Here is a 26,638-nt window from a genome sequence, read left to right as displayed (position 1 = left end):
CTAATTATTTCTTCCACTTAAATGTACCAATTAACCTATCCACATCTTTCCTTATAAATTCAAGAACAGGTTTTATGGAATCGATACGTGGTTGACTTTTAAAATAAAGAGCTCCACGTATAAAATTACGAGTACTATCGGTAAGGTAAAATTGTAAAGAGGATGCGGTATTGCCGTCGATGTCGTAATAGGTTCCGTATACGTGCTCGGCAGGTTTTGCAATCAGGCTTTCGTCGATGGCGGTAGCTTTAATGGTATGCTTAAAGGCCAGTTTGCGTGTATCTTCCACTAAATGGTTCAAGCTTTCTTTGCCTTTAATTTGATGATAGGTAAGGTAAATGCGGCCGTTAAACTGAGGGAAATCGACGTTAATCCAACATGGCTCGGCATTCTTTGACAAATCAGGAGCTACTTTTGAATATACAGGGATATCAAAGCTGTACGGACAGACTTCATCGTAATGCTTGTATGCTTTTTTAGGAAAATCAATACGATAGTAACCTCGGGGCTTAGGTGTGCCTGACTCATGTTGACACGACACTAAAACACCGCCAACGAAGAGTGTTGCAAACAATACGATTCTTTTCACGCTCAATCAGATTTTTGACAAATATGCTTATTAAAGTTATAAGTTAGTGGTGAATAGTTATAAGTTATTGGTAGTATTTAATTATTGGTATCATTTCCTCTTGTCGCTTACTTTATATGATTAAAACCACTCTCAATACTCATTTGCATATCTCATATCTACTCTTTCTTCCAAATCTCCCATGCTTTTTCGGCTTGTAGCTCCAGCATTTCATAGCCATTTTTTATCGCGGCACCTTTTAGCTTTCCTTGTTTTAAAAACGCGGTTTCAGCAGGATTGTAAACCAAATCATAAAGCAAATGATCAGTACTTAAACACTGATAAGGAATGGCAGGAGAATCCTCTGTATTAGGATAAGTGCCCAGAGGGGAGCAGTTCACAATTACTTTATATTGAGATAGTATTTCTTCTGTTAGCTCATTGTATGAAAAACTGCCTTCTGTCTTTTTACGAGAAACGAACTTAAACTCAATCCCTAGTTTTTTTAATGCAAAGGCTACCGCCTTTGATGCGCCTCCAGTTCCCAAAATTAAAGCATGGTCATGAACAGGTTTGAGCAAAGGTTTTAGCGATTCCTGAAAACCATATACATCCGAGTTAAAGCCTGTAAGGGAGATGGCTCCCAGTTCATCTCTATCAATTCTGATTACGTTTACGGCTCCAACTTCGGCTGCCGATTCGTCAAGCGAATCGAGAAAAGGCATTACGGCTAACTTATGCGGAATCGTTACGTTCAATCCGAAAAGGTTCGTGTCGTTTTTTACGATTGCTAAAAAATCTTCAGCATGTTCAATAGGATACAAATCATACTGGTGATCAGTAAGCCCTTGTTTAGCAAACTTCTCAGTAAAATATTTTTGTGAAAACGAATGAGAAAGCGGAAATCCGATGAGGCCAAATTTTTTCATGGAAGCAATAGAAAGAAAACAAATAACCCCTCATTTACGAGGGGTTAAGAAAAATTTTATCAAACAACGATATCGAAATCTTTGAGAAAATGGTTAAAGGTATCTCCACGTAAACCTAAACGTACGGTTTCCAACGGAATAACCTCTGCTGGAGCAATATTGCCTAAGTTTACATTGGTTCCCAACAATTTCACGAACCACACTTGCTGCGCTTTTTGAGGCGCTTCCCAAATGATGTTTTCCTGAGGGATTTTAGTTAAGATCTCCTCGACTAAACCTGAGCGAACTTCGCCGTTTCCGCGGAAAAGGCCAACATTTCCGCTTTCACGCGCTTCGGCAATTACCTTCCAAGCTCCTGCGTCTTTTTCAGCCTGCATCAATTCAATCCATTTATAAGGAGGGATGATTACGGTATCGTCTTTTGAGCCTACTTCTGAAATTACGGTCACTTGTGATTTCAGTTGTTTAATGTATTCACACTTAAGTTTATGGTCGATGGTGATAGAACCATCCGAAACCTCGGCATATTGCATATCGTACTTGTCAAGCATTTTACGATAGTCGTCAAATTGACCGCGAATAATAAAAGCTTCAAAAAGGGTTCCTCCAAAATACACAGGAATGCCCGCATCACGGTAGATTCTTAATTTATCCTGAAGATTAGGGGTTACAAAAGATGTAGCCCAACCAAGCTTTACCAAGTCAGTATGGGTACCTGAAACCGAAAGAAAATTTTCAACTTCATTAATACTTAAACCCTTATCCATCACCATTGTAATGCCTCTTTCTCGGGGTTTTGCTTCACGCTCTGGAACGTACTTCAACGTATAATTCATTTAATGTTAACTAGAAAAAATTAACAACCGGAAGGTTGCAATCAGCACAAAGTAAATGTTAAGCCCTCAAAATAGCAAATATTACTGCTTCTTATTGTGCGCCTTACAAACAGAAATCCCCAAGCTGATGGATTGGGGATTTACGGTTCAAACACATTCAACTATTACAAAATGTAACGGTTAATGATATCAATTATTATTTTATTGTTTTGTAATTGCGGCAAATACTCAAATAGATGCTCATATTTTTCAGGATCTGCAGCTAAAGCATGCTCCAAGAAACTCAAGGCTTCCTGATATTGGCCTGAACTAAATTTATAAGCTACCATGCGATAGTAGAGTTCTGCAGCATCGGGATTGTTTTTTATTCCTTCGGAAAGAATAGCAATTGCCTCCTCTACTTTTTCCTGCTCATAAAATAGCGAAGAGTAATCGAGCCAAATTTCAGTATCAAGAGGATCGATTTCAGCAGCTTTTTCATAAGCCGATGCGCTTTCTTCGTAATTGCCTAATTTGCCTTGCGAGTCACCAAATGCAAACCAATATTCCGCATTAATGGCATCCAGTTCGATTGCCTTTCTGTAAAAGTGCAATGATTCAAACCAACGTTCTTCATAATCAAGGGTTACTCCGATTCCAAACCACCCTTCGGCTAGGTTTGCATCCATTTTCACCGCTTTTTTATAGAAGGAACGGGCCTCGTCCATCATTTCTAATTTTTCATAACACTCACCCATGCTGCAATAGATTTCAGCATCAGGCTGTTCATATTCAAAAGTTTGCCGATAAACCTGGATGGCCTCCATAAAACGATCCAGACAAACCAATGCGTTTCCTTTATTAAAGTACGCCGAAGCGAAGTTTTCCTTAATCAGGATCGCATAATCGTAAGCATCGATTGATTTTTCATACAACCCCATTTTCAGGTATGAATTACCCAGGTTATACCAGGCTGCGTGAGAGTAAGGCTCTTCGTTTATGTATTGTTCGTAGAATTTAATGCTTTCTTCTTGTTGATCCAGTACATCGTAACAAAAGGCTAGCTCATACAAGGCATCCTGATTCTCCATGTTTATCTCTAAACTCTTCTTTAAAAAATCAACCGCACTTTCATAATTACCCATATTTTGGTACACATAGGCAATCTGTAAACAAATCTCATCCACTTCATCAGCAAAAAGCAATGCTTTTTGATAATTCAGCAGCGCCTCATCATGACGCTCGTGATTTTCAAGAAGATTTCCTCTCAAAAGATAAATATCAGGATTTGAAGGTTCCATTGTTTCGGCTTTATCAAGCATTTTAAATGCTTTCGCCGTTTGGTTGGTCATGATAAAAAGCTGCGCCTGCTTAATAAAGAAAGAAGATGCATAGGGATGTTGATTTAATGCATATTCAACTACCTGCAAAGCTTTTATCGGGTCATTTTTATCGATATAATGGTCGATAATTTTCTCAAAAGCATCAGCATCAAAAAAATATTGATCCTGATTACGGATCATTTCTTCGTATCGTTCAACCGAAAGCCTAGCGTCTTCAGGGTTTTCAAAATCAAAATCGTCGTCGTACATCTGCTTGCCTACTTTAAAGTTAAAAAGAACGAAATGCACTGCATCACAGTATTGTTAAATAAACAAATATTGTAGCAGGATTTATTGATTAAAGTAGAATAATTTTAGCTACCGCAGCAGTTCATTTTTTCCACATATTGTCAATTACTTTTGTAATGCATTGACAATAACGTTCTTTTTACGAATATCAGTTTACAAATATATGGAAAACAAACCACTTTAATTCTCAAAACCTTAATATACAGTTAGGTTAAAAGAACAAAAATGAAAGAAATATGTGGAAAACTCTTACTCGGCATACGGCTTGATAACGGGTTAAATACTACACATTGTCCATAAAAAGAACCGATAGCTTAAAAACCTGAAAATTGCCAATTCTTGAACTTGAAACACAAAAAAAGAGCACAGCTAAGATTTAGCTATGCTCCTTTCTATAAAAAACGAATTGCCTATGTAGTTTTTTTAATGCAACACAATTATTTGATGTGCAGCGGCTAGCATTAGTCCAAATCCTGCTACCAAAAGAAAAGTAGGTAACCACGTGCGGCCAGGCATTTTATCAATTTTTACTTCATTGGGGTCTTGCTGGTTGTAAATGATATGCATACGCTCACCCGGAACGAAATGGTGTCTATTCGTTGGATCAACTGCCAACTCTCCGGAAATCCAGCCTTTATCAGTTGTCATAAATTTAATATAAGGATGCTCAACATGTTGACCGCCGGGAAGCACTTCATCTTCAACTTTTACCACTTCACAATCAGTTGCAACCCCCCATTTGAACAAATGGTTGGTTTGGGTTTTGGTAAAAATACCAAGGTCAATTAAAATAACCCCTCCAATGAACATTAACAGGATAAAAAGATATCCTTGATACATCGCCATTTCCATATTACATCAATTTTTAAGTTCACAATTTAGGTCGATAATCTAAATTTACGTTATTTATATTGAAAATCAAGATGTTACAATAAAAAAAACAAGCTTTAAGCACTCAAGCTTTAGCAAAGCGCCGCTATCTTTCTATCGTTCAAAAGTTTGGAATGAGTATACCTGCTAAAATCCCTACATTTGAACTAATACTTAAACTAATCATAATGAAGCTTCAAAATATAGAACAAATTTTAAATGACCTCGGCATAAGGGCTATAAATAATGCCTGGAGCACCGGCCTAAATTCGGGAGCTAGTTGCAAAGAAACCATAGCCAGTTATTCTCCTGTTGATGGAAAAGAAATAGCAAAGGTTGCCATCGCCACTTCCGATGATTATGAAAACGTAATCAGCCAAGCTCAAGCAGCATTCAAGAGCTGGAGGTTACTGCCGGCTCCTAAACGTGGCGAAATTGTCCGTCAATTTGGAGAAGAACTAAGAAAGAAAAAGGTAGCGCTCGGTACGCTCGTTTCTTACGAAATGGGTAAAAGTTTACAAGAAGGCTTGGGCGAAGTACAGGAGATGATTGACATCTGCGATTTTGCCGTTGGACTTTCGCGCCAATTATATGGTTTAACCATGCATAGCGAGCGTCCTCAACACCGCATGTATGAACAATATCATCCTCTTGGCATTGTAGGTATTATTTCGGCTTTCAATTTCCCGGTAGCAGTTTGGGCATGGAATGCTGCGCTAGCCTGGGTATGCGGAGATGTTTGTGTATGGAAACCTTCGTCAAAAACTCCACTTTGCGCAGTAGCTTGTCAAAATATCATTGCCGGTGTTTTGCAAAAAAACAACATTTCGGAAGGTGTTAGCTGCCTGGTTATCGGCAACCCTGTTGGTGATTTAATGAACAATGACAAACGTGTTCCATTGGTATCATTTACAGGCTCAACCCGCACCGGCAGAATTGTTTCAGGCAGCGTTGCACAGCGTTTCGGGCGCAGTATACTTGAATTAGGTGGAAACAATGCCATCATCGTTTCAGAACATGCTGATTTAAACATGGTATTGGTGGGTTCCGTTTTTGGAGCTGTTGGCACTGCCGGTCAGCGTTGCACCAGCACCCGTCGTTTAATTGTTCATGAAAGTGTTTACGACAAAACCCTTAATGTACTAAAAAATGCCTACCAACAATTAAACATTGGCAATCCGCTGGATGCGAATAATCACGTAGGGCCACTAATTGATAAAAAAGCTGCTGAAACCTATCTGAACGCTATTGATCAGGCAAAAAAAGAAGGAGGTAATGTGGTGGTTGAAGGCGGCATACTTGCAGGTGATGGATTTGAAAGTGGTTGTTACGTTAAACCATGTATTATTGAAGCAAAAAATGAATTTAAAATAGTTCAGGAAGAAACCTTTGCTCCTATACTTTATATTATGAAATATAAAAACGTTGAAGATGCCATACACATGCAGAATGATGTTCCACAAGGTTTATCCTCTTCAATCTTTACCAATAATTTGCGTGAAATGGAGCAGTTTCTTTCACATGCCGGTTCCGATTGTGGTATTGCTAACGTAAACATCGGTACTTCCGGAGCAGAAATTGGCGGAGCATTCGGTGGTGAAAAAGAAACCGGTGGAGGCCGTGAATCGGGTTCTGATGCATGGAAAGTGTACATGCGTCGTCAAACCAATACGATTAACTATGGAAAAGATCTTCCATTAGCCCAAGGTATACGCTTCGATTTATAGCGAAAAACATCTTTCAATAAATCTAGAAGGCTGAATTAAGTTGATTCAGCCTTCTAGATTTTTATTAAGTGGCAAAAGACACACTTGTAATGAATTGATTTAGATTAGACACAACTCTCCGGTATTACATTTTTTTCTTGGCCATTTCAGGCTTCATCTCAATAACGATTACTTTCGTTTCAGTGGTGCCAACGTTTTTGTTCATATGGGTCACGGCATCTGTATAATGTACTTCTCCGGCCTTCATTTCCCTTGTTTCAGGGGCTTTTCCTTTCACCGTTGTTTCAATTTTCCCGCCTTCAATCACATAAACAACATAATTTGGATGTGAGTGCCATGGAATTACTTCACCAGGTTTAAGCGTAGTTTCTATAATTCGCACGTGAGCATTGTCAAGCAATACCTTTTGATGAATATTTGGCGCCACCTTAACCTGGTCCTGTGCTTTAACAGCCAGCACCGACAGAGAAAACATCCCTGTCAAAACGATAATCATTACTGAGAATTTAAATGCGTTTTTCATGATTTACCTCCTTTTAAATTGAGTTAATTACAGACAAAAGAGTAAAAAGCATGTTCCGCCAGCTATCAGATTAGATAACCAATGAGTGGTTTCAGGATAAATAATAATTTATTACACTGAGTTTTGAGCTATACAAAGTTTAGTTAAATACTCGACAAATAAAAACTATTACGCTTCTTTTTAAAGATAGTCGGTTAACCATAATCACAGCAATAAAACGGTAACTTAACAGATCTTGAAAATATGTTTTCTATACAAAATGGATCAACAAAGCTTACAGTACCCGATTGGTAAATTTAATGCCGCTGAAAATCTTAGTCAGGGACAGATTGAAGATTTTATAAGTGATATTGAACAACTGCCGAAACAAATCGCAGCCGCAATAGCTGGACTATCAGCTGAAAAACTAGACACTCCATATCGGCCGGGAGGCTGGACCGTTCGCCAGGTTATGCATCATATTCCCGACAGCCACATGAATGCATATATTCGATTTAAACTGGCTCTTACAGAAAACAACCCGACAATTCGGCCTTATTTTGAAGATCGTTGGGCCGAGCTACCAGATAGCCAGCTAACACCTATTGATGTCTCTCTAACATTGCTTAGTTCGATTCATCAACGTTGGGTAGTATTATTAAAAGCCATGAAAGCAGATGATTTTAAACGCAGTTATTTTCATCCGGAATATCAACAAGCTATAGCATTATTGCATGCATTGCAAATGTACTCGTGGCACGGAAAGCATCACTTAGCTCATATCATGCTTGTAACGAACAGTCATTAGGCCTGTCTAATCTCAAAACACTTCTTGAATGAATTTAAACGGATAATTAGGCTCCTGATAATCTCCAACTTCTTGTCTCTTGGGTAGTTTTATCTTTTCATGAGGCGTACTTTTATACGGAATCATGCTTAACAAGTGGGTGATTATGTTTAATCGAGCTCGTTTTTTATCGTCAGATCTGGCCACAAACCAGGGGGCTATATCAGTATCTGTGGCCATAAACATTTCATCTCTTGCTCTGGAATAATCATACCAGCGGCTATACGATTTGAGGTCCATAGGTGAAAGTTTCCATGTTTTTCGTCCGTCGCCAATGCGCGACTCTAATCGGCGAGTTTGCTCTTCCTGGTTAACTTCTAACCAGTACTTAATGAGAATGACGCCTGAATCAACAATTGCTTTTTCTACGAGTGGTACAGTTTTCAAGAATTTCTTTGCCATTTCTTCGGTACAAAAACCCATCACCCGTTCAACCCCTGCTCTGTTATACCAACTGCGATCAAAAATCACAATTTCGCCCGCTGCTGGCAAGTGTGGCAAATAACGCTGTACATACATCTGACTCTTCTCGCGTTCTGTTGGAGCCGTTAGTGCAATTACGCGGAAAACCCGTGGACTTACCCGTTCGGTAATCGCTTTTATAGTTCCACCTTTTCCGGCTCCATCACGACCTTCAAAAACAATACACACCTTTAGTCCTTTATACTTAACCCACTCTTGTAGTTTAACTAATTCTACGTGAAGCTTCGATAGCTCTTTGTCGTAATCTTTACGCTTCAATTTTTCGGTTGATGTGTTCCCTTTAAGCTTTTCTTTAATGGGTTTCACCTTTGTTGCTTTTTTTTTCATGAGCAGTAAGTTCAGATATTGTGTTATTTTTTAATAAGCGGCATCAATTATTTTCAAGTTCCATGTATTTTTTAACGGCAAGTTCAAGATTGAAATGCATTCGTTCACGGCCTATAGTTTTCCCAAGACTTGAACGATTGATCATATCAAACACTTCCGGGTTCATCCCAACAAACCATACCGTCACTCCTTCATTGCTTAATCTTTTTTCTCCTTGAATTAACATTTTTAATGCAGTGTACTCCAGATCCGTTACACCACTAAAATCGAGCACTAGCACTTTGGGTTTAAACTTCCCAAGCATTGTTCGAATCTTTTCTCCAATGTTTGCGGCATTTATAAAAAAAATGCGTCTCTCAAGGCGTAAAATCAACAGCCCTGGAAAAACTTCGTCATCCGGATGCTCTTTAGATAGTTGGCGAAAAACATTTGTGCCAGGTTTACGACCCAACACACGAATCGGTGGATTGACCAATTGCTGAGCGAGTGCGACCAACGATACTATAATAGCGACAATAATTCCCTGAAGGGTGCCTAATAAAACAACACCGACAAACGCTACTACTGCCCAAATAAACTCTGTACGTCTTATATCAAGAATTGCTCGGAAATCGGCTAGTTTGATCAATCCAATTGAATATATAATTACTATTGCAGCAAGCGTAGCCTGAGGCATTAACCCTAATAATGGTGCAAGCAATAGCATGGTCAACAATGAAAATGATGCAGTAGTTAAGGCCGCAAGTTGAGTTTTTGCTCCCGCCATCCGGTTGACAGCGGTTTGCGATGTGCCTCCTCCTGATGGCATTGCTCCAAACAAAGAACTGCCCACATTGGCTAAACCAGTGGCAAGCAATTCCATGTTGGGATGTATCATAGGCTCTTCACTTTTGGAGAAGGCCCGGCCGGCTGCAATGGTTTCAGTAAAACTCATTAAAGCAATTCCTATGGCTCCGGGCCAAAGTTGTTCAATCTGGGATAAGTTCGGCAATGTAAGCGAAGGTAGCCCTCCCGGTATATGACCTATAGATTCAACTCCATAATTTTGTAATTGAAAAAGCCCCATTCCTGCAATTCCTAGAGCTACCGCAATTAAAGGAGCAGGAGCTTTTGGGAAAAACTTGTTTAATCCTACCAACAAAACTATCATCGTTAACCCAACAATAAAGGTTGCCATTATTGTTTCAGGTAACGCTTTAATGATGGCCATCAAATTATGTATAAATGATCCTTTCGTAAAATGTACGCCCAATAACTTAGGAATTTGATCAAGAACAATAACTAACCCAATGCCTGCTTTAAATCCAACCAATACAGGTTCAGAAATAAAATTAGCTATAAACCCCAATCGCAATACATAAGCCAGTATGAGCGCCAATCCTACCATAAGGGTTAGTGTAACACCTGTGCTTATCAATAAGGCAGAATTGCCATCAGGAACCAATTTTTCGAGTTGTGCTGCAGTAAGAATTGCAAGAGTTGTGGTGGTGCTAACGCTAAGCGGGCGAGAAGTTCCAAAAAAGGCATATATAATCATTGGCACCAAAGCCGTATAAATTCCAACCTGTACCGGTAGCCCGGCTATAGTTGCATAGGCCATAGCCTTCGGAATTACTACTGCTGCAGTTATTGAGCCTGCAAGAATATCGTACTTCAGCCATTCTTTATTATAATGCAGAAGCCAGCTAAATAATGAAATAGCTTTGGGTTTATGCTCTTCTGATATAAAGCTTTCATTGCTGTCCATATCCAAAATTCATGTGCGGTCAATGAGATCTTTTATTTTACTTATAATTAAATAAAATAAATGCACTTTGTTGATTTATAAATAGATAAAGGGAATTTAATCAGAAAAAACTGCATTGTCAATAATCTGATGATTTAGAATGCTTAAAATCGGTGTTGCAAAAACAATTATTCTAACAAGAGCCGCATGTATGCTTTTAAACAAATGCTTTACATTATAAAACCTTTACCTTATCTTAGAATTTACGCTGAACTACATTAAAATTAGTTTTAAATCATGAAATTAGAAATTAGATGGGGACTCATTATTAGCGTATTATCATTTATTTGGCTTTGCTTGGAATATGGCTTGGGTTTACACACCCGCCATTTGAATATGCTCCCCTATGTTACTGTTTTTTCACTTCTGATTCCTGTTATATGCTTATGGCTTGCTATAAAAGAAAAACGAAACATCGTAAACCGGGGCTCAATTACATTTGCAGGGGCTTTTAAAACAGGTGCTATTATAAGCGTTATTGCTGCCGTGCTTAGCCTGCTTTCTATTCTGCTTTATTTCAAAGTAATTAACCCGAACTTTACTTCGTTCATGGTTGAGCACATGAAAGCCGCTGCTCTCAAAAATGGCACAAACGTTTTAGAAGCCGAAGTCCAGGCTAGGCGGTATTTTGGTTTATCCAACTATTTGCTTCAATCGTTTCTGAGTACCTTATTAATTGGCCTGGCCATTTCATTAATTATAGCCGCTTCCATTAAAAAGAAAATAATTTTATGGCAGGATTAAGAATTGCTTATGTAGATTAGCGATCAGCCTTAACAACCTTTTTAGATTATGAATGACAATACAAAAACCTTATCTGTAACCAAAGCGCATATGACGGCTCTTATGGCCGCAATAACATTTTCAATTGCAGCCTGTAATCCAAGTTCAAACAATAGCAATAAGGCCACTGCTCAAGATAATTCAACAGAAATTGCCGAGCCTAAATTTAAGAAAGAAGGAGAACTGACTTTCATTAGTACTGATGGAAAGGAAATTCGTAAGATTAACATTGAAATTGCCGATGACGAGCAACAACGGGAACAAGGTTTGATGTACCGAAAATCAATGTCTGATACTGAAGGAATGCTTTTCAAATTCAGCAAATCAGAACCCCAATCATTTTGGATGCACAATACCTATATTTCTTTGGATATTATTTATGTAAACGAAAACAAAGAAATCGTTAAGATTTATAAAGAAGCTAAACCCTTATCCGATCAAGGCCTTGATTCAGAAAAAAATGCACAATATGTGGTAGAGGTGATTGGTGGCTTTTGCGATAAATTCGGAGTGAAAGAAGGTGATAAAATTAGTTTTTAGCCAAAACAGAATTGATTTCTTAAACTAAAATAAAAAAGAAGAGCTGACGATCACGTCAGCTCTTCTTTTTTTCTTACTAAAATATTGATTACTAGAATGGCAAATCATCATCATCCGATGGACTTGAAATATTAGGAGCTGAGAATGATGGAGCTTCTTCTTGAATTGGAGCGCCTGCATCAGCACCCAATGAAGTCAATTTCCAAACCTGTAGCGTGTTAAAATAACTAGTCTTACCCGCCTTGTCTGTCCAGGCGCGACCTTTTAAGTTGAATGCTACCTCCACAAATTCACCCACTTTACATTTATCAAATAAAGATACTTTATCTTGTATGGCTTCAAACTTAACAAACTCAGGGTAAGCAGGATTTTCTGCGAATTCAATAACCAATTCGCGCTTCTTAAACGTCTCTGTAACGTTCATTACCGGCGAAATTTCGTGCACTTTACCTTTAATTTCCATAATATTGCAAATAATTAACCCCCAAAAGTACTAATCAAACTTAATATATCGATGTCTGTTTTCAACACTGTTAGCAAAATTGTAGTTACCTGCCCTAAACGCATCTCTCCCTACCTGCGTCGAGAGGTCTTGTTTCAGGGGTTTCAGATTATGGAAGAATGGGCAACCGGGGTTGAAACCGTCGGTACACTTAACGACTGCATTAAGTTAAATCTGAACCTACGCACTGGAAATCAGGTTTTGTATTTATTGAAAGAGTTTAAGGCTTTGAATGCAGATGAGTTGTACAAGGGATTAATTGAAATTGCCTGGGAAGACTTATTAGATGAAAACGGATATTTTTCGGTGACATCCAATGTGGATAACCCAACGATCGACAATTCGATGTTTCCGAGTGTAAAAACAAAAGATGCCATTGTTGACAGAATAAGAGATAAGAAAGGCTACCGCCCGAACACCGGACCTGATCGTCACAAAGCAGTCATCCATCTGTTTTGGTTAGGTAGTGCGGCCTCTGTTTTTATTGATAGTTCCGGAGAAACTTTAAGTAAACATGGTTACCGCAAGCACCCGGGTTTAGCACCAATGCAAGAAAATCTGGCAGCTTCGGTGGTACTGGCAACTGGCTGGGATGGCAAAGGAACGTTCGTTAACCCTATGTGTGGAAGCGGAACACTTGCTATTGAGGCGGCATTGATCGCTTTAAAGCGCGCACCAGGGTTATATCGCGATAATTACAGCTTTATGCACATAAAGGGTTACGATGAAACCATATACAATGAGGAACGAAAACGTTCACGTGAATCGGCCTTAAAGAAAATAGACGGACAAATCATCGCCACAGATATTGATAAGCGCGCAGTGGATATGGCTTATAAAAACGCTGTCACCGCCGGCGTTGATCACCTGATTCATTTTGAGGTTTGCGATTTCAGGGAAACACCTGTTCCAAAAACGGATGGCGTGGTTGTATTTAACCCTGAATACGGTGAGCGTTTAGGAGAATACGAAGAACTGGAATTGATCTATAAGGCCATGGGCGACTTTATGAAAAAAGAGTGCAAAGGCTACAAAGGTTATGTTTTCACAGGAAGTCCTGATCTGGCCAAAAAAATCGGATTAAAGGCTTCCCGCAAAATTGAGTTCTTTAACAGCAAGCTCGACTGCCGTTTGTTAGAATATGATTTGTACGAGGGCAGCAAAGGCCGAAGAGAAAAACCTGCACCTAAACCGGATGCAGAAGGCCGCGCAGAAACTACAGAAGAGTAATAAGCTTTTGTTAGCAATTCCTCTTTGTCATGCTGAGGAACGAAGCATCTCTAGGAAAAGCTATTTACCGGGAGATTCCTCGTGCCTCGGAGTGACACTCAGAAACAAACACCTCAAAATGCAGAAAGACTTCAAATTTAATCCTATTGGCATTGTTCATTCACCTTTCAAGGAGAAGTTCGGCATTCCACGGCAGCCTGGATTAGCGCCCTCTGCAAAAGCCGTTATCGAATTATTGCCACCTTTTAATTTGGCCGAAACGGTTTTAGGCTTACCAGAATTCTCTCACATTTGGGTAATTTTCATATTTCATGCCACTTCAGAAAGAGGATGGTCACCGACTGTTCGTCCGCCCAGATTAGGTGGAAATAAACGAACAGGTGTTTTTGCTACCCGCTCAACTCACCGCCCCAACCCGATCGGCATGTCGGTTGCCGAACTTGAACAAGTCGAAGTTGAAAACGGGAAAGTGCTTCTCCATCTCCGCAACATTGATTTAATGGACGGCACTCCGGTTATTGACATCAAACCTTATGTTCCCTATTCCGACAGCATTCCGAATGCTTACGCAGATTATGCGGCCAATGTGCCTGAACATAAGTTAATTGTGAGTTTTAATGAAGAAGTAGAAATCAAGCTTCGGGAAAAGCCACAATTAAAACAATTAATCATAGAAATATTAAGACTAGATCCTCGTCCGGCTTACAGGTCTATTAAAGATGATGCTAATGTTTACGGTATCAGAATTGAAGACGTGGATGTGAAATTTAAAATCGAAAACAACGCAGTTATTGTGGTTGATTTATAAAAAGCGCAACTCAAAAGAAGCATTTTGTTATAAGTCGCTCATAATCAACAAATTGAGAATGAAATTCTTAAGCGCCTAAAGCTTAAGCGTGAATTAAATAGAATTTCATTTATCAACCTTTTCCTTTCTCTCCTACAAACTGATCTTCTGAAAATTTAAACAGCACATTAAAGGTGGTAAGGCTTCCGTAAACACGGGTAATATATTGTTGAATATCCACTTTTTCTTCATCTGTTAAATTGCTGGCGTTTACTTTTTGCTCGAGCACACGAATACGGTCGCGAACCATCACAATTTTATGGAAAAATTGATCAATGGGTACCTCTTTAGATGCGAGGCCGGTATTTCCGGGTTGCAGCACCATTTTGCCGCCTGTCCATTTGTCGCCTAACTTAACTACTTCTGTAGCATCCGACCATTTGCGTAAAATATCACGTAAAGTGCGTTCGATGTCATACATGCTAACCGTATCGGTATCAGGCACCATTTCATCGAGCACTTCAAAGTCATCAGTTGCCGGAATCTCTTTATATCCTGAATCAATAAATGTTACTCTGAAAGCATTAGAAGTAACATTAATAATTACTCCGACTCCAAATCGTGGGTGTTTTATTCTTGAACCGATTCCTAAGTTATACTCCATTACAATTGCTTTTATTTAGAATAAGATAGTAAAACTTTGTAAAACGTCGCCATTGTCACACGTTTTTAGTCTTCCTCAATAATCTCAATTACGCGCCCAATTTGTCCATTCTCTAATCGCACTTTAATGCCGCGATGATGAACTGGCGCACTTGTCAACAAATCTTTAACGATACCTCGGGTGCGAACGCCGCTGCGTTGATCTTTCTTCAAAATAATATCCACCTCTAGTCCGGGATAAATGTCTTTTCTGTTTTGTCCGTTCATAATTATTTCAGTAAGTTATCTATGCTTTCTTGTGCCACATAATGATAGTTCGGCCGTGCTTTGCTATAAATATCTTTAGCCATTTTCTTTCCGTCTTCACTAGCAGCCAATTGTTTGTAAATAGGTAAAATAAAACGACGACGACCCACATTTTCCAAAAATGTATTGAGGGCCGGATAAGCAGCTACGTATCGTTTTTTTACCGACAGTAATAACCACGCTCCAAGAACTTCGCTATTGCCGGATTGAGTAAAGTGAAATGCCTTATCCAATTCTTTCATTTGGGTTGTTGTAATATTTTCAGGAAGATGACGTACAAAATGCAGCCATTCATGCGAACTCCATGCGTTGGTTGGCAAAGCGGAAGCTGCGGTTCCGTTAATCCACTGTTCTAAGGCCTTATTAACCTCGTCAAATCGCGCGGAGGTAAATTTCGGACAATTATCCGGTAATCCAGGTTCGTACACCCATTTTTCGATTGCGATTTTATCGCCTAAAGCCTTATCGCCTTTGATCAGTTCTTTGTAATAATAGTTAATAAACTCTTCGGTGGTGATGGTTTGGAATGCATGAGATGCAAAGTATTTATTTAGAAAAGCATCAAAACGTTCTCTACCTGCTGCATTTTCCATGACACGTAATAAACAGTAGCCTTTTTCATACGCGATATCCGTAAGTCCATCATCCGGATTACGCCCCTTCAAATCGAGTTTTAATTTCGTATCCGGATTAGTAGCCCCCAGGTCTTGTAATGTGCCTTGCAATTCTTGAAAGCCTAGCTGGGCAAGCATATCTGCGTAGTTTTTGCCTTCCATTTTTTCCATGATACGGCGTTCAAAATAGTTGGTAAAGCCCTCATTGAGCCACATGTCATTCCAAGTAGCATTTGTTACCAAATTTCCACTCCATGAATGCGCCAGCTCGTGCGCCAATAAACTCACTAATGAACGATCGCCGGCGATAATGGTTGGAGTAGCAAAAGTTAACTCAGGATTTTCCATACCACCAAAGGGAAAACTTGGAGGTAAAACTAACACATCATATCGCCCCCAACGGTATTTTCCGTATAGTTTTTCTGCCGAATCCATCATTTTTTGAAGTCCTTCAAACTCCCAGGCCGCTTTCTTTATAACACTTGGCTCAGCATAAACGCCGGTATTTCTTCCCAATGAACGGAACTCCAAATCACCAACCGCAAGTGCCATTAAATAAGATGGAATTGCATTTTTTTGATTAAACTGATAAGTACCCGAGGTATTTTTTTGAGTTACATTACTGGCACTCATTACAGCCATGAGTTCTTTGGGAACACTCACTTTAGCATCGTACGTGAAACGGATTCCTGGGCTATCCTGGCAAGGAACCCAACTGCGCGCTAAAATGGCTTCAGACTGTGTAAACAGGAAAGGATATTTTTTATCAGCAGTTTGTTGTGGATTTAACCATTGCAAAGCAGCTGCGTCAGAAGAAGTCTTATACCAAATTGAAACTCTTTTTGAAGCCGAATTTATTTTCACATTTAATGGTCGGCCAAGAAACTCATCTTCATGCCCGAGACTGTAACTGGTGCTGTCGCCGTCCACTTTAACGCTGTCGATCTGTAGGTCGTTTGTATCGAAAATAATTGTTTTAGCACCCTTCTTAGCAGATATGGCCCAATCGGCCATTCCGCATATTTGCTTTTTATCAAAATCAACAGTGAGCTTTAGGTTCAAATGCTTAACAACTGCTTGTTTAGGATCTGAAAAACTGTGCGCGTCATCGGCCCTTGTTGTTACTTGTTGTTGAGTTGCCTGAGGCTTATTCTCATGCTTACATGCCGCTAAACCTGCAGCAAGCACTATGGTGTATTTTAAATTCATTAATTATTGTTTGGTCTTTGGTGCTTGTTATTGTATAGTATTAGTCGTATTGTTACGCTGAGCGAGGTCGAAGCATTTTTGCTTAAAGCCTTTACTCCGCTCAGGCAGATGAATTTTAGCAATCTAAAGTTGGATAAAATTCACTGAATACCGGGCTTTTGTAGCAACCGGTTTGCCATTTTTATAAGCCGGTACCCATTTCGGACCATCCTGCAACACACGTATTGAAGGCTCATCAAACTCTTTACCCATGCTGCGTAATACCTTAAATTTACTCAGAGATCCGTCTTTGCTAACCGTAAACTCAAGCTCAACGGTTCCTTCTTTACCCATTTCGGTATAAGCTTTAGGGTAATTAATATGCCTCCTGATGTAAATTCTATACTCGCCTTCGTCCATGGCAGGCTTAGCTTTACTAAATAAGGGAGCTGCTGGCTTAATTAATGCAGTAGATGAATCCGTCTTCTTTAGGGCTGCTACCGCAACTTTAGGTTCAGCAGACATAATTCTTACTGCATCGGCATTCGTCTCTTTTTTTGCAGCAAAGGTATCAGCGCTATCCGTTTTAATAACATTGTCGTGGCCGTTTTCTTTTGCCGTCGCAACTTGAGGCAATGACTGAATGACAGCACTACTAACCTGACCTCCGGATTTTCTCTTTACTTTATCTTGATGAATTAGCTGAGCAATGCTTTCTTCTGAAATCGCCCCTTCATTAGGGACATAAATCAGTATTGTATCTCCTTTTGTAAGTATTGGCAATACCATGCTGGTTTTAGCGGCCAACTCTCGCTGTTCGATGCTTTGTTTTTTGATAATGTAAAAAGCTCCTATACCAACCACCAAGGCAATAGTTGCAGCAACACTTAAGGACGGCCAACGCGGCATTTCACGTCGTTTTGGCTTGCTAACTTTTTGATGAAGCTGGTGTTTAAGTTCATAAGCGGCCTGTTCACTGTTTAAGCCTGCTTTTTTAAGTTCAGCAAACCCTTCAATCGCGTCTTTTTCAAACTCAGAATTCAGATCTAAACGTTGCTTTGCATCGGGCATAAGCATCTTATCTGCCAGTAGCTTGAGCTCCTCAACAGTTAATCCGTTTCGTATATGATTCACTTGCTTAGCCATTCTTTTCCATGCAAATTTTGAGATTACGCTTGCCGTTTTGTACGTAACTCTTCACTTTGTTTATATCAAAACCCGTTATCTCTACTATTTTTTTATAGCTTTTTTGTTGTAGATAAAACAATTCAATACAGGTTTTTTGTTCGTCGGGAAGTTGTTCAATACACTTCTCCATTGCTGTTAGCGCCTCTTCCTTTGTAACTCCATCAACATGATGCAATACATCCACAAATTCCACATTATCATCTTCGTCATCTTCTTTTAAAGCTACAACATTCCGTTCAAACTGATGTTTCTTTGAACGCAACTGCATGAGGCAGTAGTTTTTAGCAACTACGTGTATCCAGCTTTTCCAATTATCAACCTTTTGCCGGAGTAAGTCTTTTGAGCTTTTTTCAAATACCTGCATCACGGCATCCTTGCTTGCTTCTTCGTCTTTCAAATATTTAAAGCACACCGCAAATAACATTTCCATATACCTGCTGTACAGCTCACCGAGGTACACAAGGTCTCCTGTTTGCCGGTAAAGTTCCAGCAATTCCGAGTCATCTTTAGGTCGGCGTTTTGAAAATAGCTTAACGAACATGGAAGGGCTTAAAGGCCATCAAAATAGAAATTTTTGATGCTTATGGCAATTTATTTCAAGTTGAAGCTTTTCAACCCTGTTGATCTCGAGCGCTTTTGGTTTTTACTCACAGGTAATGCTTGAAAAAAATCTGGTGCAGGGTCTATAGGATTGCTGCCCTGGCTCTTTTTAAATCTTAGGACTTAAAAGTTCAATATAGCAAAGGGCTCAGGAAAACAATCAATAATTATATCATCATGAATACACAAAGTACATTAGAACTATTATGGCAGCTAAAGCTGCATGGAATGGCCGGATGCTATCAGGCTGTTCTGGAACAACCACTTCATCAGCAGCCTGAACCGCATTTATTATTAGGAATGCTGGTTGAGGAGGAGTTACAACAGCGACAAATGGCCCGCATGGACCTTTATCTATTATCTACGCTTATCCAAATTATGTTACCATGCATTGCCCGAACAGCTAAACTGCTCCCCCAAAAGAGGACTACTAAAGGAACAACTCATCCAACTTTGCGATGGCCTGTTCATCGATAAAGGAGACAATGTCCTCATTACCGGAGCTACTGGCTGTGGGTTTTCTTGCCTGTGCGTTGGGACGAAAAGCCTGTAATATAGAATCGTTTTTTATTAAAATAGCAAAAGTTAACAGGAACCTCCGTAGTCAGAAGGAGATGGGTGTTGACAGGTTGAATGAAAAAGATCAAAATAGAGTAGCCGGTATATTTTAAGTGAAAACTCCATAGAGTTGAAACACTTTTTCTTATAAAAGATATTGGAAAATAGGGAATTCAGCTTGTAGAAGATGTAGCCCTAGTTTACGCCAAATGCTCTTTTAATCTTCCCCCAGAAAGTAGCTTTTTTTACGATGGGTGTAACCACTACTTCTCCCATTGCAAGGGTCGTAGGCCTCATTTCCACTACCTCCATATCTGTTGTGAAAGCTTTTAGAGGTAGCTCCTTTTGTGCGAAGCCTATATATTTAAATAAAATAATGGCATTAAGGCTGATGGTATCAGGAATAACCAAGGTAAATTCACCATTTTCATCTGTATGTGTTTCGATGTTTGTTCCTTTTATTAACACAGCGACACCACTAATATTATTATTATAATTATCAGAATCAATCACTTTTCCTCGTATATGTTTTAAGCTATCTGCAACTTTAGGTGTTATTTTTTTAAGATTATCATTTGAAGATGGTAAAATTTGAATAAGTTGACTGGGCTTTATTGCCGCTTTTGTTGGTGGTGAATGAAATAAAAAGATAGAACCAAGAATACTTAAAAACGAAGTGAAATTCACAGAAGTAGATTTGTTCTTAAGTAAAGTCCTATCTAATTGGTCATTAGTAAAGCGTCCGCAAATTTTTCCGTTCAATTGATTTAAACTAGCCACAATCTCATTATCAACGTGTAGTGTAAAGTCAATGACTTCTTTTTGACAGGAAGTACAAAAACGTCCTGAAGTTGAAGAACTCATCTCAGTCCAATTCTCTGAACAAGGTTGTGGGATGTTTATTTTCATAGCTGTATTGTAAAAGATTCTGACTAATGTTAAAAAAGATGCCATTAAAGGCTCAAAGCCCAGATCTTCATTGGTCAGGCCGAATTTACTAACGCAAAACCCGTGTTACCGGTTCGTGCTTCTCTTAATCATTATATTGTCTGAATGCCGCATGAGCTTAAAAAATTATATGTATTGTCGTAGAGTTCATTTGGTCTTGTTTGGTCTAAATTGTCACCATGAGGAATAAATATAATTAACCCCTGTCTAGCCCTTGTCATTAAAACCCTGTAGGCATTTCGTAAATATGATTTATCAATTTCACTGTTAATCCATTTCCATTTTGTCCCTTCAAATGATTGATAATGCCATTCACCGTTACCAAAGTAGAAGTTGATGTCCCACGCTAAACAAACATAGTCGATTTCCAAACCTTGTATGTCAAATTCGGTCGCAACTAATTCTAAATAATGAGATGAGCGAACGTCTGACGCATCATTTAAAAACCAATCTTCTGCTGTAATTTCATTTTTAACATCAATTCCTAAAGGCCTTAATCTTCTTCCACCTGAACTACCAACAAGTCCAATTCGCTCTGTTCCTTTTTTATTTTTCCGTAGCCAATCCTTAGCAACATTAACATCCCTTGTTAGCCGAATTGGAAAAAGTGTGTCGATTTCATTTAGAATTGTTTTAGCTTGACTAGCATTGCCATCAATTACAGCATGAACAAAGCTGGATATTTTTTCAGAACGGAAGGAACGAACTGAAACTGATAAATGAAGTTCAGTCTCTGCATTTCCGTTTTCTTTAAGCCAATCTTTTAAAGTTTTGTCATTTAGATAATCATTGTCTGCCGTAATTAGGTTCGAATAATAAATGTCCCAATTCGGATAGTGATTTTTTAATGCAATTACCCACTCTGAAAGACCAGCTTCACCAGTATTGATTTCTTGTCCGCCACCAACTAAGCAAATTATTGTGCAATAGTTTTCATGTCTATTCATTACGTCAATTAAAAACTCGGGTTCTGACATTTCGAACTCTTTTCCTTTTGATTTCATAAAGGAAGTTGCTTTCTCTTTTGTCCATGCTCGCTGAGCTTCATCAAAGACGACTACTTTTTCATCTGGTGCTTTTGATGAAATTAAATTGTCGTCTCTGAAATGATGGATATTTTGAATAAAGGCGTTAGCCTTTATTGCAGATTTTTTCTTTGTTAGTTTTTCACCATTTTCTTTGGCTTGTTGAACTTCATCTCTAACCAAGGCTTCTCTTAAAACATAAACCAAGGGACCGTTGCCGGAAAGAAAAACTGCATTCTCATCTTCATGTGCTTTTCTTCTTTCGTTGGCTATGTTAAGTCCAGCTAAAGTTTTTCCTGCACCAGGAACACCTGTCAAAAAGCAAATAGATTTAGAATTGGTTGTTTTTGATTTTTCGATTATTCGATTAATGCATTCAGTCGTTTTCGAAAGGTTTATGGCTCCTGCATCACTTCTTGAAATTTCTGAAACTGAATGTCCCCGATAAAGTGCTTGTGAAGCTTCAATTATTGTTGGTGTCGGTTTATAAATAGAATTTTCCCATTGCGTAGGATTGATTTTATTTCTATCACTTAATAAAAGTGTTTGGTTTATAATTTGGGCAATATTGTTTTGATTTGCTTTAAGTAGTTCAAATAGGTTGTTATTGATTTTAAAAACATTTTCAATTTCTGGTGCTTTTGTTGAAATCAAGATTGGAACTATTTTTTCGTGATGGCTACCTTCATGAAAATTCTGCAAGTCTAAGCAGTAGTCAATGGTTTGTTCAATTGCGTGCTTCTGATATTCCGTATCACCAACTTTAAATTCAACTACAAAAATGAAATCGTCAATTATTAGGATGTTGTCAACCCTTTTGCCCATCCTCGGAATAGAGAATTCAAAGTAAATCTGTCCGTTTTTAAACGGCGTCAATACGGACTTTAAAATCTCAATTTGTTTTATCCAAGCATTTCGTTGTAAGTTTTCAACAGCAAAGTCATGGTTACGAATTAGCTGTCCAAGTATTTTGTCGCTATCGTCAGGCAAGAAGTAAGAAAATGTATTTGAGTAGTAACTTCTTGTCATTTATTGTTCATCTTTTTCTTGGTTTGTGTGTAGTCATAGCATGACCGGTAACAATTTATTAATATACGCAACTACTCTTCATTTTAAGAAACGGAGTTGCGTATATATTCCATTTATCTGTCCCCTGCTGTTTGTTTTTTTGGGTAGCCGAACTTCTAAAATAACCATTCTACTTAAATATACAACCGATCCAACGGACTTTTAATCTGATCAAAACCCTTGGTTGTGATGTGGTAGGTTCATTGCCATCGGCCAGGCGGAGTCTCTGTTTTTATTGATACTCCTAAGTCATCCTAAAGGAAGACTTAGGAGAGGGGAAGTCGTTTTTGATATTTTAATGCAGGCTTACCACTCGTTTAATTCTCCAATCGTTGTTTTTGTGCTGCCAAATTATGATAAATTTTCCGGCGTGAGCTGGAGAGCCTTCTTTCTCAGTATTATTATGAAACTTATGCAGGCCCATTTCCACTGCGCCATAACCCTTAATCGGATATACTTCTATACTGCCCTTTACCAATTCTCTGGTTACTTTACCACATATATTTCTTTTAGTAGCCTCAAGAAGCGCCTTCTTTGAGGTCATTAAGCCTCCTTTGTCGTGATAAAACTCGATACTATCAGCATATAACTCAGCTTGCTTATCAAGATTACAGGTGTTATATGCTTCAAAGAACACACTGTCAAGATGAACGATAGAATCATATAATGGTTGAGAATCTGGTTTGTAGTTCTTCAACTCTTTAAGCATACTGTTTTTGGAAGCAGAACAAGAAGAAACTAATGCCAAAAACAGAAAAATGAAGACCATTAAATTTCTCATGTTGTCTTTATCAAAATAGAAGTTTAATTATGTCCTTATCTAATAATCAGCTCATCCAGAGGGCTTAGAACCTTGGTGTTGGCATTTAGCACTCGAGTATAAATCATTGTAGAGCGAATGTCGACATGGCCAAGTAGTTTTTGCACAACGCGAACGCTATAGCCTCGCTCCAAAAGATGTACAGCATAACTGTGGCGAAACATATGACAAGTAATACGCTTAAAAATTCCAGCTTCCAAAGCGGCCTTATTGATTGCTTTGGTAAGAAAACCATCACTTCGCTGAAACATACACAGTTGCCCTGAATTTGCATCGTACCCAGGTTTGGTTGCAGGAAAAAAGAGTTGTTGATGAAAATCTGTGATTAAGACGCTTTGATTAGTCTTTTTAGCAGCGCTCAATCTTTCCAATGCTTCGTGTCTGAGTTTAAGTTTTTGAATGCGATCATTTATTGGAACAAGGAGGCAATCGGGTAAACTTAATTTTCTCCTGATGGATGAATTGTCAGATTTAACGAATAGCTCCTTTTTGCAGAGATCAATGTCGCTTATTTGCAAAGAAAGACACTCTTTTAGGTTAAGACCACAACCGTATAATAAAGAAACCATCATCCGGGTTTCCTCTTTCAAATGGTTTAAAATTAAATTTATCTCGTTTCTGGTCAGTGTTTCCGGCAGGGTCAATTGCTTTTGCATCCTTAATGTTGTTTTGTTTTCAACTGATTGATGCAGAACATTTCGGTAAAGGAAAAGGATTGCCTGTAGCGCCAGATTGCAAGTCGCAGCGGATAAATGTCGTTCTTTAGAAAGAAAATCCAGAAACATGGAAATTCCTTTTTCATTGAACTCGTCTGGAGAGTGCTTTTTATTAAAAATTAGGAAACGGTAAATCCAATCGGAATAGGACTGCTGTGTGCGTAAACTTTTTTGTTGAAGCAATAGAACTCGTTTCGTTTCATCAAGTAGGAATAAATTCATAGGTATAAAGTGTAAGTTTGGATTGTTTAATTTACTGATTTTCATTTAGTTGTAAAACTAATTGTTGAAAAAGCGTATTATCGATAAACTTGTCCAATATCAAATAAGCGATATCTTTGAATTACGCATAAACACTTGATAACAAATGCTTTATTTAATTTAACCCAAAATTAACATCTATGAAAACGCTCTCTTTATTAAAAACTTCTGCAGTAGCATTATTATTGGTATCAGCTTGTACCAAGTCTGAAAAAGTAAGTGTCAATACAGAGGATGCAATTCTGCAAAAAGCGATTGAAAAATGCGGTTGCCCTTGCAACAACGGTTGTGAATCCGGAAAAGTAACAGCAGGTAGCTGCACCGTTAATAACGGCAGCGACGTCAACATCACATTTTCATTTCATGGTGATGGGATCAAAAAAACAGGTGATATAGGAGAATTTGAATTCGTTGATCATAACAACAAAGAAGAGAATCGTCATGGAGATGTTATTTGCTTAAAAATTCAGCATGTAGGTGATAATGAAATTGCCTGGTTCGTTGGTGTTGAATCTAAAAACAGTGTAAGTCCTGGATCACTTGCCATATGGAGAGCCGATGATAATGGAGAACCTGCACATAAAGATGATCCTAAAGATCAGGTAAGTCTGCCTAGATTTGGTGTGGATCCAAAAGACGCTAGGGCTGTATGTGCTTGCGATTTCACAGTTGGTGTTAATCCTTTTATAGATTTAACCTCTGGAAATATACAGTTTCATAAAGATTTAACAGAATAGGAATTTGCGTAAAAAGAGGCTGTCTCCTATGTTTGAAAAAACATAGGAGACGGCCTCTTTCTGTTTTCAGGGTTTATTAACAACTTAGAGCAGAATTTGTTGAAAGAAAAAGAGAGCCCGAAAGCTCTTTAAAGTATCTTGTAGTGTGTCCAGATCAAAAGTAACATTTAAGGAGTATACCGATCGGCTAGACTAAGTTTTCCTTTTTATATTTTTGGCGAAAGCTGTGCATAATAAAATCCATCCGATGACTTTATTGCTACCTTATATCTGGTCATCGGATGAATAGTTGACAATATTAATTTTTATTGCTTTTTCATTTCATCTTGAATCTCTTTTTTCATCTCCTCTTTTTTTGCTTTGTAGGTTTTGAATTGATCTTCTGTAAATACCATTTTTAATTCTCCCTCTTTTGCTTGATTATTGACTTTGGTTATATGCATTTTATCCTCCTTTGAGTGATTCCCGAGCATGAGATCATCCGTTTTTTTAGCATATTTCAGGTTGATGTCGTGTACTTTCGGCACCTGTTCAGCAGTCAAATGCAAATTGGTCTTCATCCATTCGGTGAGTTTAGTTGAACGTTCTTCTGCGGTAGGAATTGTTTGTTGTGCCTGAACTCTTGTAAACAAGAATAACATGGTTATCATTAACAAACCATGAACGATACATTTTTTCATAACGATAAAATTTTGGTTAAACGATAGGATTATTAAGCAATCAGTTAATTTACAAGTTGGTTAAAATTCGGCCGAATTCTATAAGCCATCCGCCATTTGTCACGGATCCTGTTTTAAGAAGAAAGCATAAAGACATATCATAACCTATAGGGTTTAATTAAAAGTTGATTTAATGCTAAATGCTTGGGAAGAATTGAACGCTTTATATGGGTTGTTTTATAGTTAAGTAGCTATAAAACAGGTGTTTGTAAATATACAAAAATATAATCGAATGTTTTGTAAAGAGTATTGCTGACATAGGGTGATATTTGGCCCATTATCTTTCCTTTTCCTCCTGAACAGGCAGCTTTCCATAGTCGCGTTCCGTTTGATCGGCCATGGTACTCCAACGTGTTAAGCTTTTCGCGTCACTTTGAAGTATAAATAAAACCGAAGACTCTGTCTGGCAGGAAGCACAAGCTTCCGTGCAACACTGACTTCATTGTTCGTACCTTCAAACGCAACAAAGTCTTAATTGTTAGCGGTTCGTGCTTTCATTTGCCAAGTTGTTTTAGTGTCCACCAGATTAATTTGTCTTGTCCAGTCCTGAATTTTGCAGGCTAATGCTATACACATTGCCAAGATAGTTGTCGTTGTCCAATGTAGCCAAGTCGTTGCACATTTTTAGTCAGCCAAATTGTCCCGAAAAAATGATAACAGCATTAAGTAGAAGTAGTACTGGGAGGGGAATAATTAAAAATGTCGTGAGGTGGGCAGAGCGCTTATTACTAGCTTTGCCGGACAAACCCCTCAGAAAAAAAGGCAGATCTGCATTAATGCGATCTGCCTTTTTTCTTATTTACAGTGTAGCGTCCTGAAATAAGTTGACACAAGACGTGTTAACTATATGAAAGATCAGGAATTTAAGGGTTATCAAAGAAAGACTCAAAAAGATTACAG

27 protein-coding genes are annotated in these 26,638 nt (G+C 38.5%); 8 read left to right on the top strand and 19 right to left on the bottom strand.

From position 1 onward, the window contains the following. Positions 1-4 precede the first annotated feature (4 nt). From gldD to FN756_RS13820, 5 genes are all read right to left on the bottom strand, one after another. Positions 5-589: a gliding motility lipoprotein GldD gene (gene gldD / locus FN756_RS13840; RefSeq protein WP_142604710.1), complete on the bottom strand. Its 585-nt coding sequence runs from the start codon at positions 587-589 to the stop codon at positions 5-7. A gap of 158 nt (positions 590-747) precedes the next feature. After that, entirely contained in the window at positions 748-1,497 is a 750-nt protein-coding gene (locus FN756_RS13835) for a shikimate dehydrogenase family protein (protein WP_142604709.1), read from the bottom strand. Between the two features lie 59 nt (positions 1,498-1,556). Continuing rightward, positions 1,557-2,333, bottom strand: a complete 777-nt coding sequence (locus tag FN756_RS13830; RefSeq protein WP_142604708.1) for a phosphosulfolactate synthase — start codon at positions 2,331-2,333, stop codon at positions 1,557-1,559. Between the two features lie 164 nt (positions 2,334-2,497). Further along, entirely contained in the window at positions 2,498-3,904 is a 1,407-nt protein-coding gene (locus FN756_RS13825) for a tetratricopeptide repeat protein (protein WP_142604707.1), read from the bottom strand. Between the two features lie 462 nt (positions 3,905-4,366). Further along, positions 4,367-4,795 carry a DUF3592 domain-containing protein gene (locus FN756_RS13820; protein WP_142604706.1) on the bottom strand — a complete coding sequence of 143 codons (429 nt, stop codon included), beginning with the start codon at positions 4,793-4,795 and terminating at the stop codon, positions 4,367-4,369. Positions 4,796-5,001: 206 nt separating this feature from the next. Between FN756_RS13820 and amaB the strand changes: the two genes are divergently transcribed. Continuing rightward, on the top strand, positions 5,002-6,540 hold the full coding sequence (gene amaB / locus FN756_RS13815) for an L-piperidine-6-carboxylate dehydrogenase (protein WP_142604705.1): 1,539 nt from the start codon (positions 5,002-5,004) through the stop codon (positions 6,538-6,540). 124 nt (positions 6,541-6,664) lie between these two features. On the opposite strand, the gene FN756_RS13810 is transcribed toward amaB, so the two are convergent. Next, positions 6,665-7,063 carry a cupin domain-containing protein gene (locus FN756_RS13810; protein WP_142604704.1) on the bottom strand — a complete coding sequence of 133 codons (399 nt, stop codon included), beginning with the start codon at positions 7,061-7,063 and terminating at the stop codon, positions 6,665-6,667. Positions 7,064-7,322: 259 nt separating this feature from the next. Here FN756_RS13810 and FN756_RS13805 point away from each other — a divergent pair, with 259 nt between their 5' ends. Continuing rightward, positions 7,323-7,850: a YfiT family bacillithiol transferase gene (locus tag FN756_RS13805; protein WP_142604703.1), complete on the top strand. Its 528-nt coding sequence runs from the start codon at positions 7,323-7,325 to the stop codon at positions 7,848-7,850. 12 nt (positions 7,851-7,862) lie between these two features. On the opposite strand, the gene ppk2 is transcribed toward FN756_RS13805, so the two are convergent. Then, positions 7,863-8,699: a polyphosphate kinase 2 gene (ppk2, locus tag FN756_RS13800; RefSeq protein ID WP_142604702.1), complete on the bottom strand. Its 837-nt coding sequence runs from the start codon at positions 8,697-8,699 to the stop codon at positions 7,863-7,865. 43 nt (positions 8,700-8,742) lie between these two features. Continuing rightward, positions 8,743-10,446 (bottom strand): SulP family inorganic anion transporter, encoded by a 1,704-nt coding sequence (locus FN756_RS13795; RefSeq protein WP_142604701.1) that lies wholly within the window; start codon positions 10,444-10,446, stop codon positions 8,743-8,745. Between the two features lie 276 nt (positions 10,447-10,722). Here FN756_RS13795 and FN756_RS13790 point away from each other — a divergent pair, with 276 nt between their 5' ends. Both FN756_RS13790 and FN756_RS13785 read left to right on the top strand, forming a co-directional pair. Beyond that, positions 10,723-11,229, top strand: coding sequence for a DUF4199 domain-containing protein (locus tag FN756_RS13790; RefSeq protein ID WP_142604700.1), 507 nt, complete (start codon positions 10,723-10,725; stop codon positions 11,227-11,229). Positions 11,230-11,277: 48 nt separating this feature from the next. Continuing rightward, a complete protein-coding gene (locus FN756_RS13785) occupies positions 11,278-11,808 on the top strand; it encodes a DUF192 domain-containing protein (RefSeq protein ID WP_142604699.1) in 531 nt (176 codons plus the stop codon). 91 nt (positions 11,809-11,899) lie between these two features. On the opposite strand, the gene FN756_RS13780 is transcribed toward FN756_RS13785, so the two are convergent. Next, positions 11,900-12,271 carry a DUF3127 domain-containing protein gene (locus FN756_RS13780; protein ID WP_142604698.1) on the bottom strand — a complete coding sequence of 124 codons (372 nt, stop codon included), beginning with the start codon at positions 12,269-12,271 and terminating at the stop codon, positions 11,900-11,902. Positions 12,272-12,322: 51 nt separating this feature from the next. On the opposite strand from FN756_RS13780, the gene FN756_RS13775 reads away from it, so the two are divergent. Together FN756_RS13775 and tsaA are read left to right on the top strand one after the other, a co-directional pair. Continuing rightward, positions 12,323-13,540, top strand: coding sequence for a THUMP domain-containing class I SAM-dependent RNA methyltransferase (locus FN756_RS13775; RefSeq protein WP_142604697.1), 1,218 nt, complete (start codon positions 12,323-12,325; stop codon positions 13,538-13,540). Positions 13,541-13,658: 118 nt separating this feature from the next. After that, positions 13,659-14,348 (top strand): tRNA (N6-threonylcarbamoyladenosine(37)-N6)-methyltransferase TrmO, encoded by a 690-nt coding sequence (tsaA, locus tag FN756_RS13770; RefSeq protein WP_142604696.1) that lies wholly within the window; start codon positions 13,659-13,661, stop codon positions 14,346-14,348. A 112-nt stretch (positions 14,349-14,460) separates the two neighbouring features. Here tsaA and FN756_RS13765 read toward each other — a convergent pair whose 3' ends face one another. From FN756_RS13765 to FN756_RS13745, 5 genes are all read right to left on the bottom strand, one after another. Beyond that, the gene (locus tag FN756_RS13765) at positions 14,461-14,991 is read right to left on the bottom strand and encodes a hypothetical protein (RefSeq protein ID WP_142604695.1); all 531 of its coding nucleotides are present in this window, start codon (positions 14,989-14,991) and stop codon (positions 14,461-14,463) included. Between the two features lie 65 nt (positions 14,992-15,056). Beyond that, on the bottom strand, positions 15,057-15,257 hold the full coding sequence (locus tag FN756_RS13760) for a YwbE family protein (protein WP_142604694.1): 201 nt from the start codon (positions 15,255-15,257) through the stop codon (positions 15,057-15,059). A gap of 2 nt (positions 15,258-15,259) precedes the next feature. Then, positions 15,260-17,119, bottom strand: a complete 1,860-nt coding sequence (locus tag FN756_RS13755; protein WP_142604693.1) for a M1 family metallopeptidase — start codon at positions 17,117-17,119, stop codon at positions 15,260-15,262. Positions 17,120-17,242: 123 nt separating this feature from the next. Further along, on the bottom strand, positions 17,243-18,244 hold the full coding sequence (locus FN756_RS13750) for an energy transducer TonB (RefSeq protein ID WP_142604692.1): 1,002 nt from the start codon (positions 18,242-18,244) through the stop codon (positions 17,243-17,245). After that, a complete protein-coding gene (locus FN756_RS13745) occupies positions 18,237-18,827 on the bottom strand; it encodes an RNA polymerase sigma factor (protein WP_142604691.1) in 591 nt (196 codons plus the stop codon). The genes FN756_RS13750 and FN756_RS13745 overlap by 8 nt, the downstream gene beginning before the upstream one ends. A 236-nt stretch (positions 18,828-19,063) precedes the next feature. Here FN756_RS13745 and FN756_RS14595 point away from each other — a divergent pair, with 236 nt between their 5' ends. Beyond that, positions 19,064-19,363, top strand: a complete 300-nt coding sequence (locus tag FN756_RS14595) for a P-loop NTPase family protein (protein ID WP_221929069.1) — start codon at positions 19,064-19,066, stop codon at positions 19,361-19,363. A gap of 276 nt (positions 19,364-19,639) precedes the next feature. Here the strand turns inward: FN756_RS14595 and FN756_RS13735 are convergent, their stop codons facing one another. The 4 genes from FN756_RS13735 to FN756_RS13720 form a co-directional block, all read right to left on the bottom strand. Then, positions 19,640-20,353, bottom strand: a complete 714-nt coding sequence (locus FN756_RS13735; protein WP_185955296.1) for a carboxypeptidase-like regulatory domain-containing protein — start codon at positions 20,351-20,353, stop codon at positions 19,640-19,642. A 131-nt stretch (positions 20,354-20,484) separates the two neighbouring features. Then, positions 20,485-22,446: a DUF2075 domain-containing protein gene (locus FN756_RS13730; protein ID WP_142604688.1), complete on the bottom strand. Its 1,962-nt coding sequence runs from the start codon at positions 22,444-22,446 to the stop codon at positions 20,485-20,487. A 334-nt stretch (positions 22,447-22,780) separates the two neighbouring features. After that, positions 22,781-23,266: a nuclear transport factor 2 family protein gene (locus tag FN756_RS13725; protein WP_221929068.1), complete on the bottom strand. Its 486-nt coding sequence runs from the start codon at positions 23,264-23,266 to the stop codon at positions 22,781-22,783. 35 nt (positions 23,267-23,301) lie between these two features. Then, positions 23,302-24,288, bottom strand: coding sequence for a tyrosine-type recombinase/integrase (locus FN756_RS13720; RefSeq protein ID WP_142604687.1), 987 nt, complete (start codon positions 24,286-24,288; stop codon positions 23,302-23,304). A gap of 134 nt (positions 24,289-24,422) precedes the next feature. On the opposite strand from FN756_RS13720, the gene FN756_RS13715 reads away from it, so the two are divergent. Continuing rightward, positions 24,423-25,019, top strand: a complete 597-nt coding sequence (locus tag FN756_RS13715) for a hypothetical protein (RefSeq protein WP_142604686.1) — start codon at positions 24,423-24,425, stop codon at positions 25,017-25,019. A gap of 305 nt (positions 25,020-25,324) precedes the next feature. Here FN756_RS13715 and FN756_RS13710 read toward each other — a convergent pair whose 3' ends face one another. Beyond that, positions 25,325-25,699 (bottom strand): hypothetical protein, encoded by a 375-nt coding sequence (locus tag FN756_RS13710; protein ID WP_142604685.1) that lies wholly within the window; start codon positions 25,697-25,699, stop codon positions 25,325-25,327. Between the last annotated feature and the right edge of the window lie 939 nt (positions 25,700-26,638).

It is taken from the genome of Solitalea koreensis, from assembly GCF_900182575.1.
In the GTDB taxonomy this organism is placed as follows: Bacteria; Bacteroidota; Bacteroidia; order Sphingobacteriales; family Sphingobacteriaceae; genus Solitalea; species Solitalea koreensis.
The sequence above is the reverse complement of the archived record's forward strand: the minus strand, read 5'-3'. Positions and strand labels throughout refer to the sequence as shown.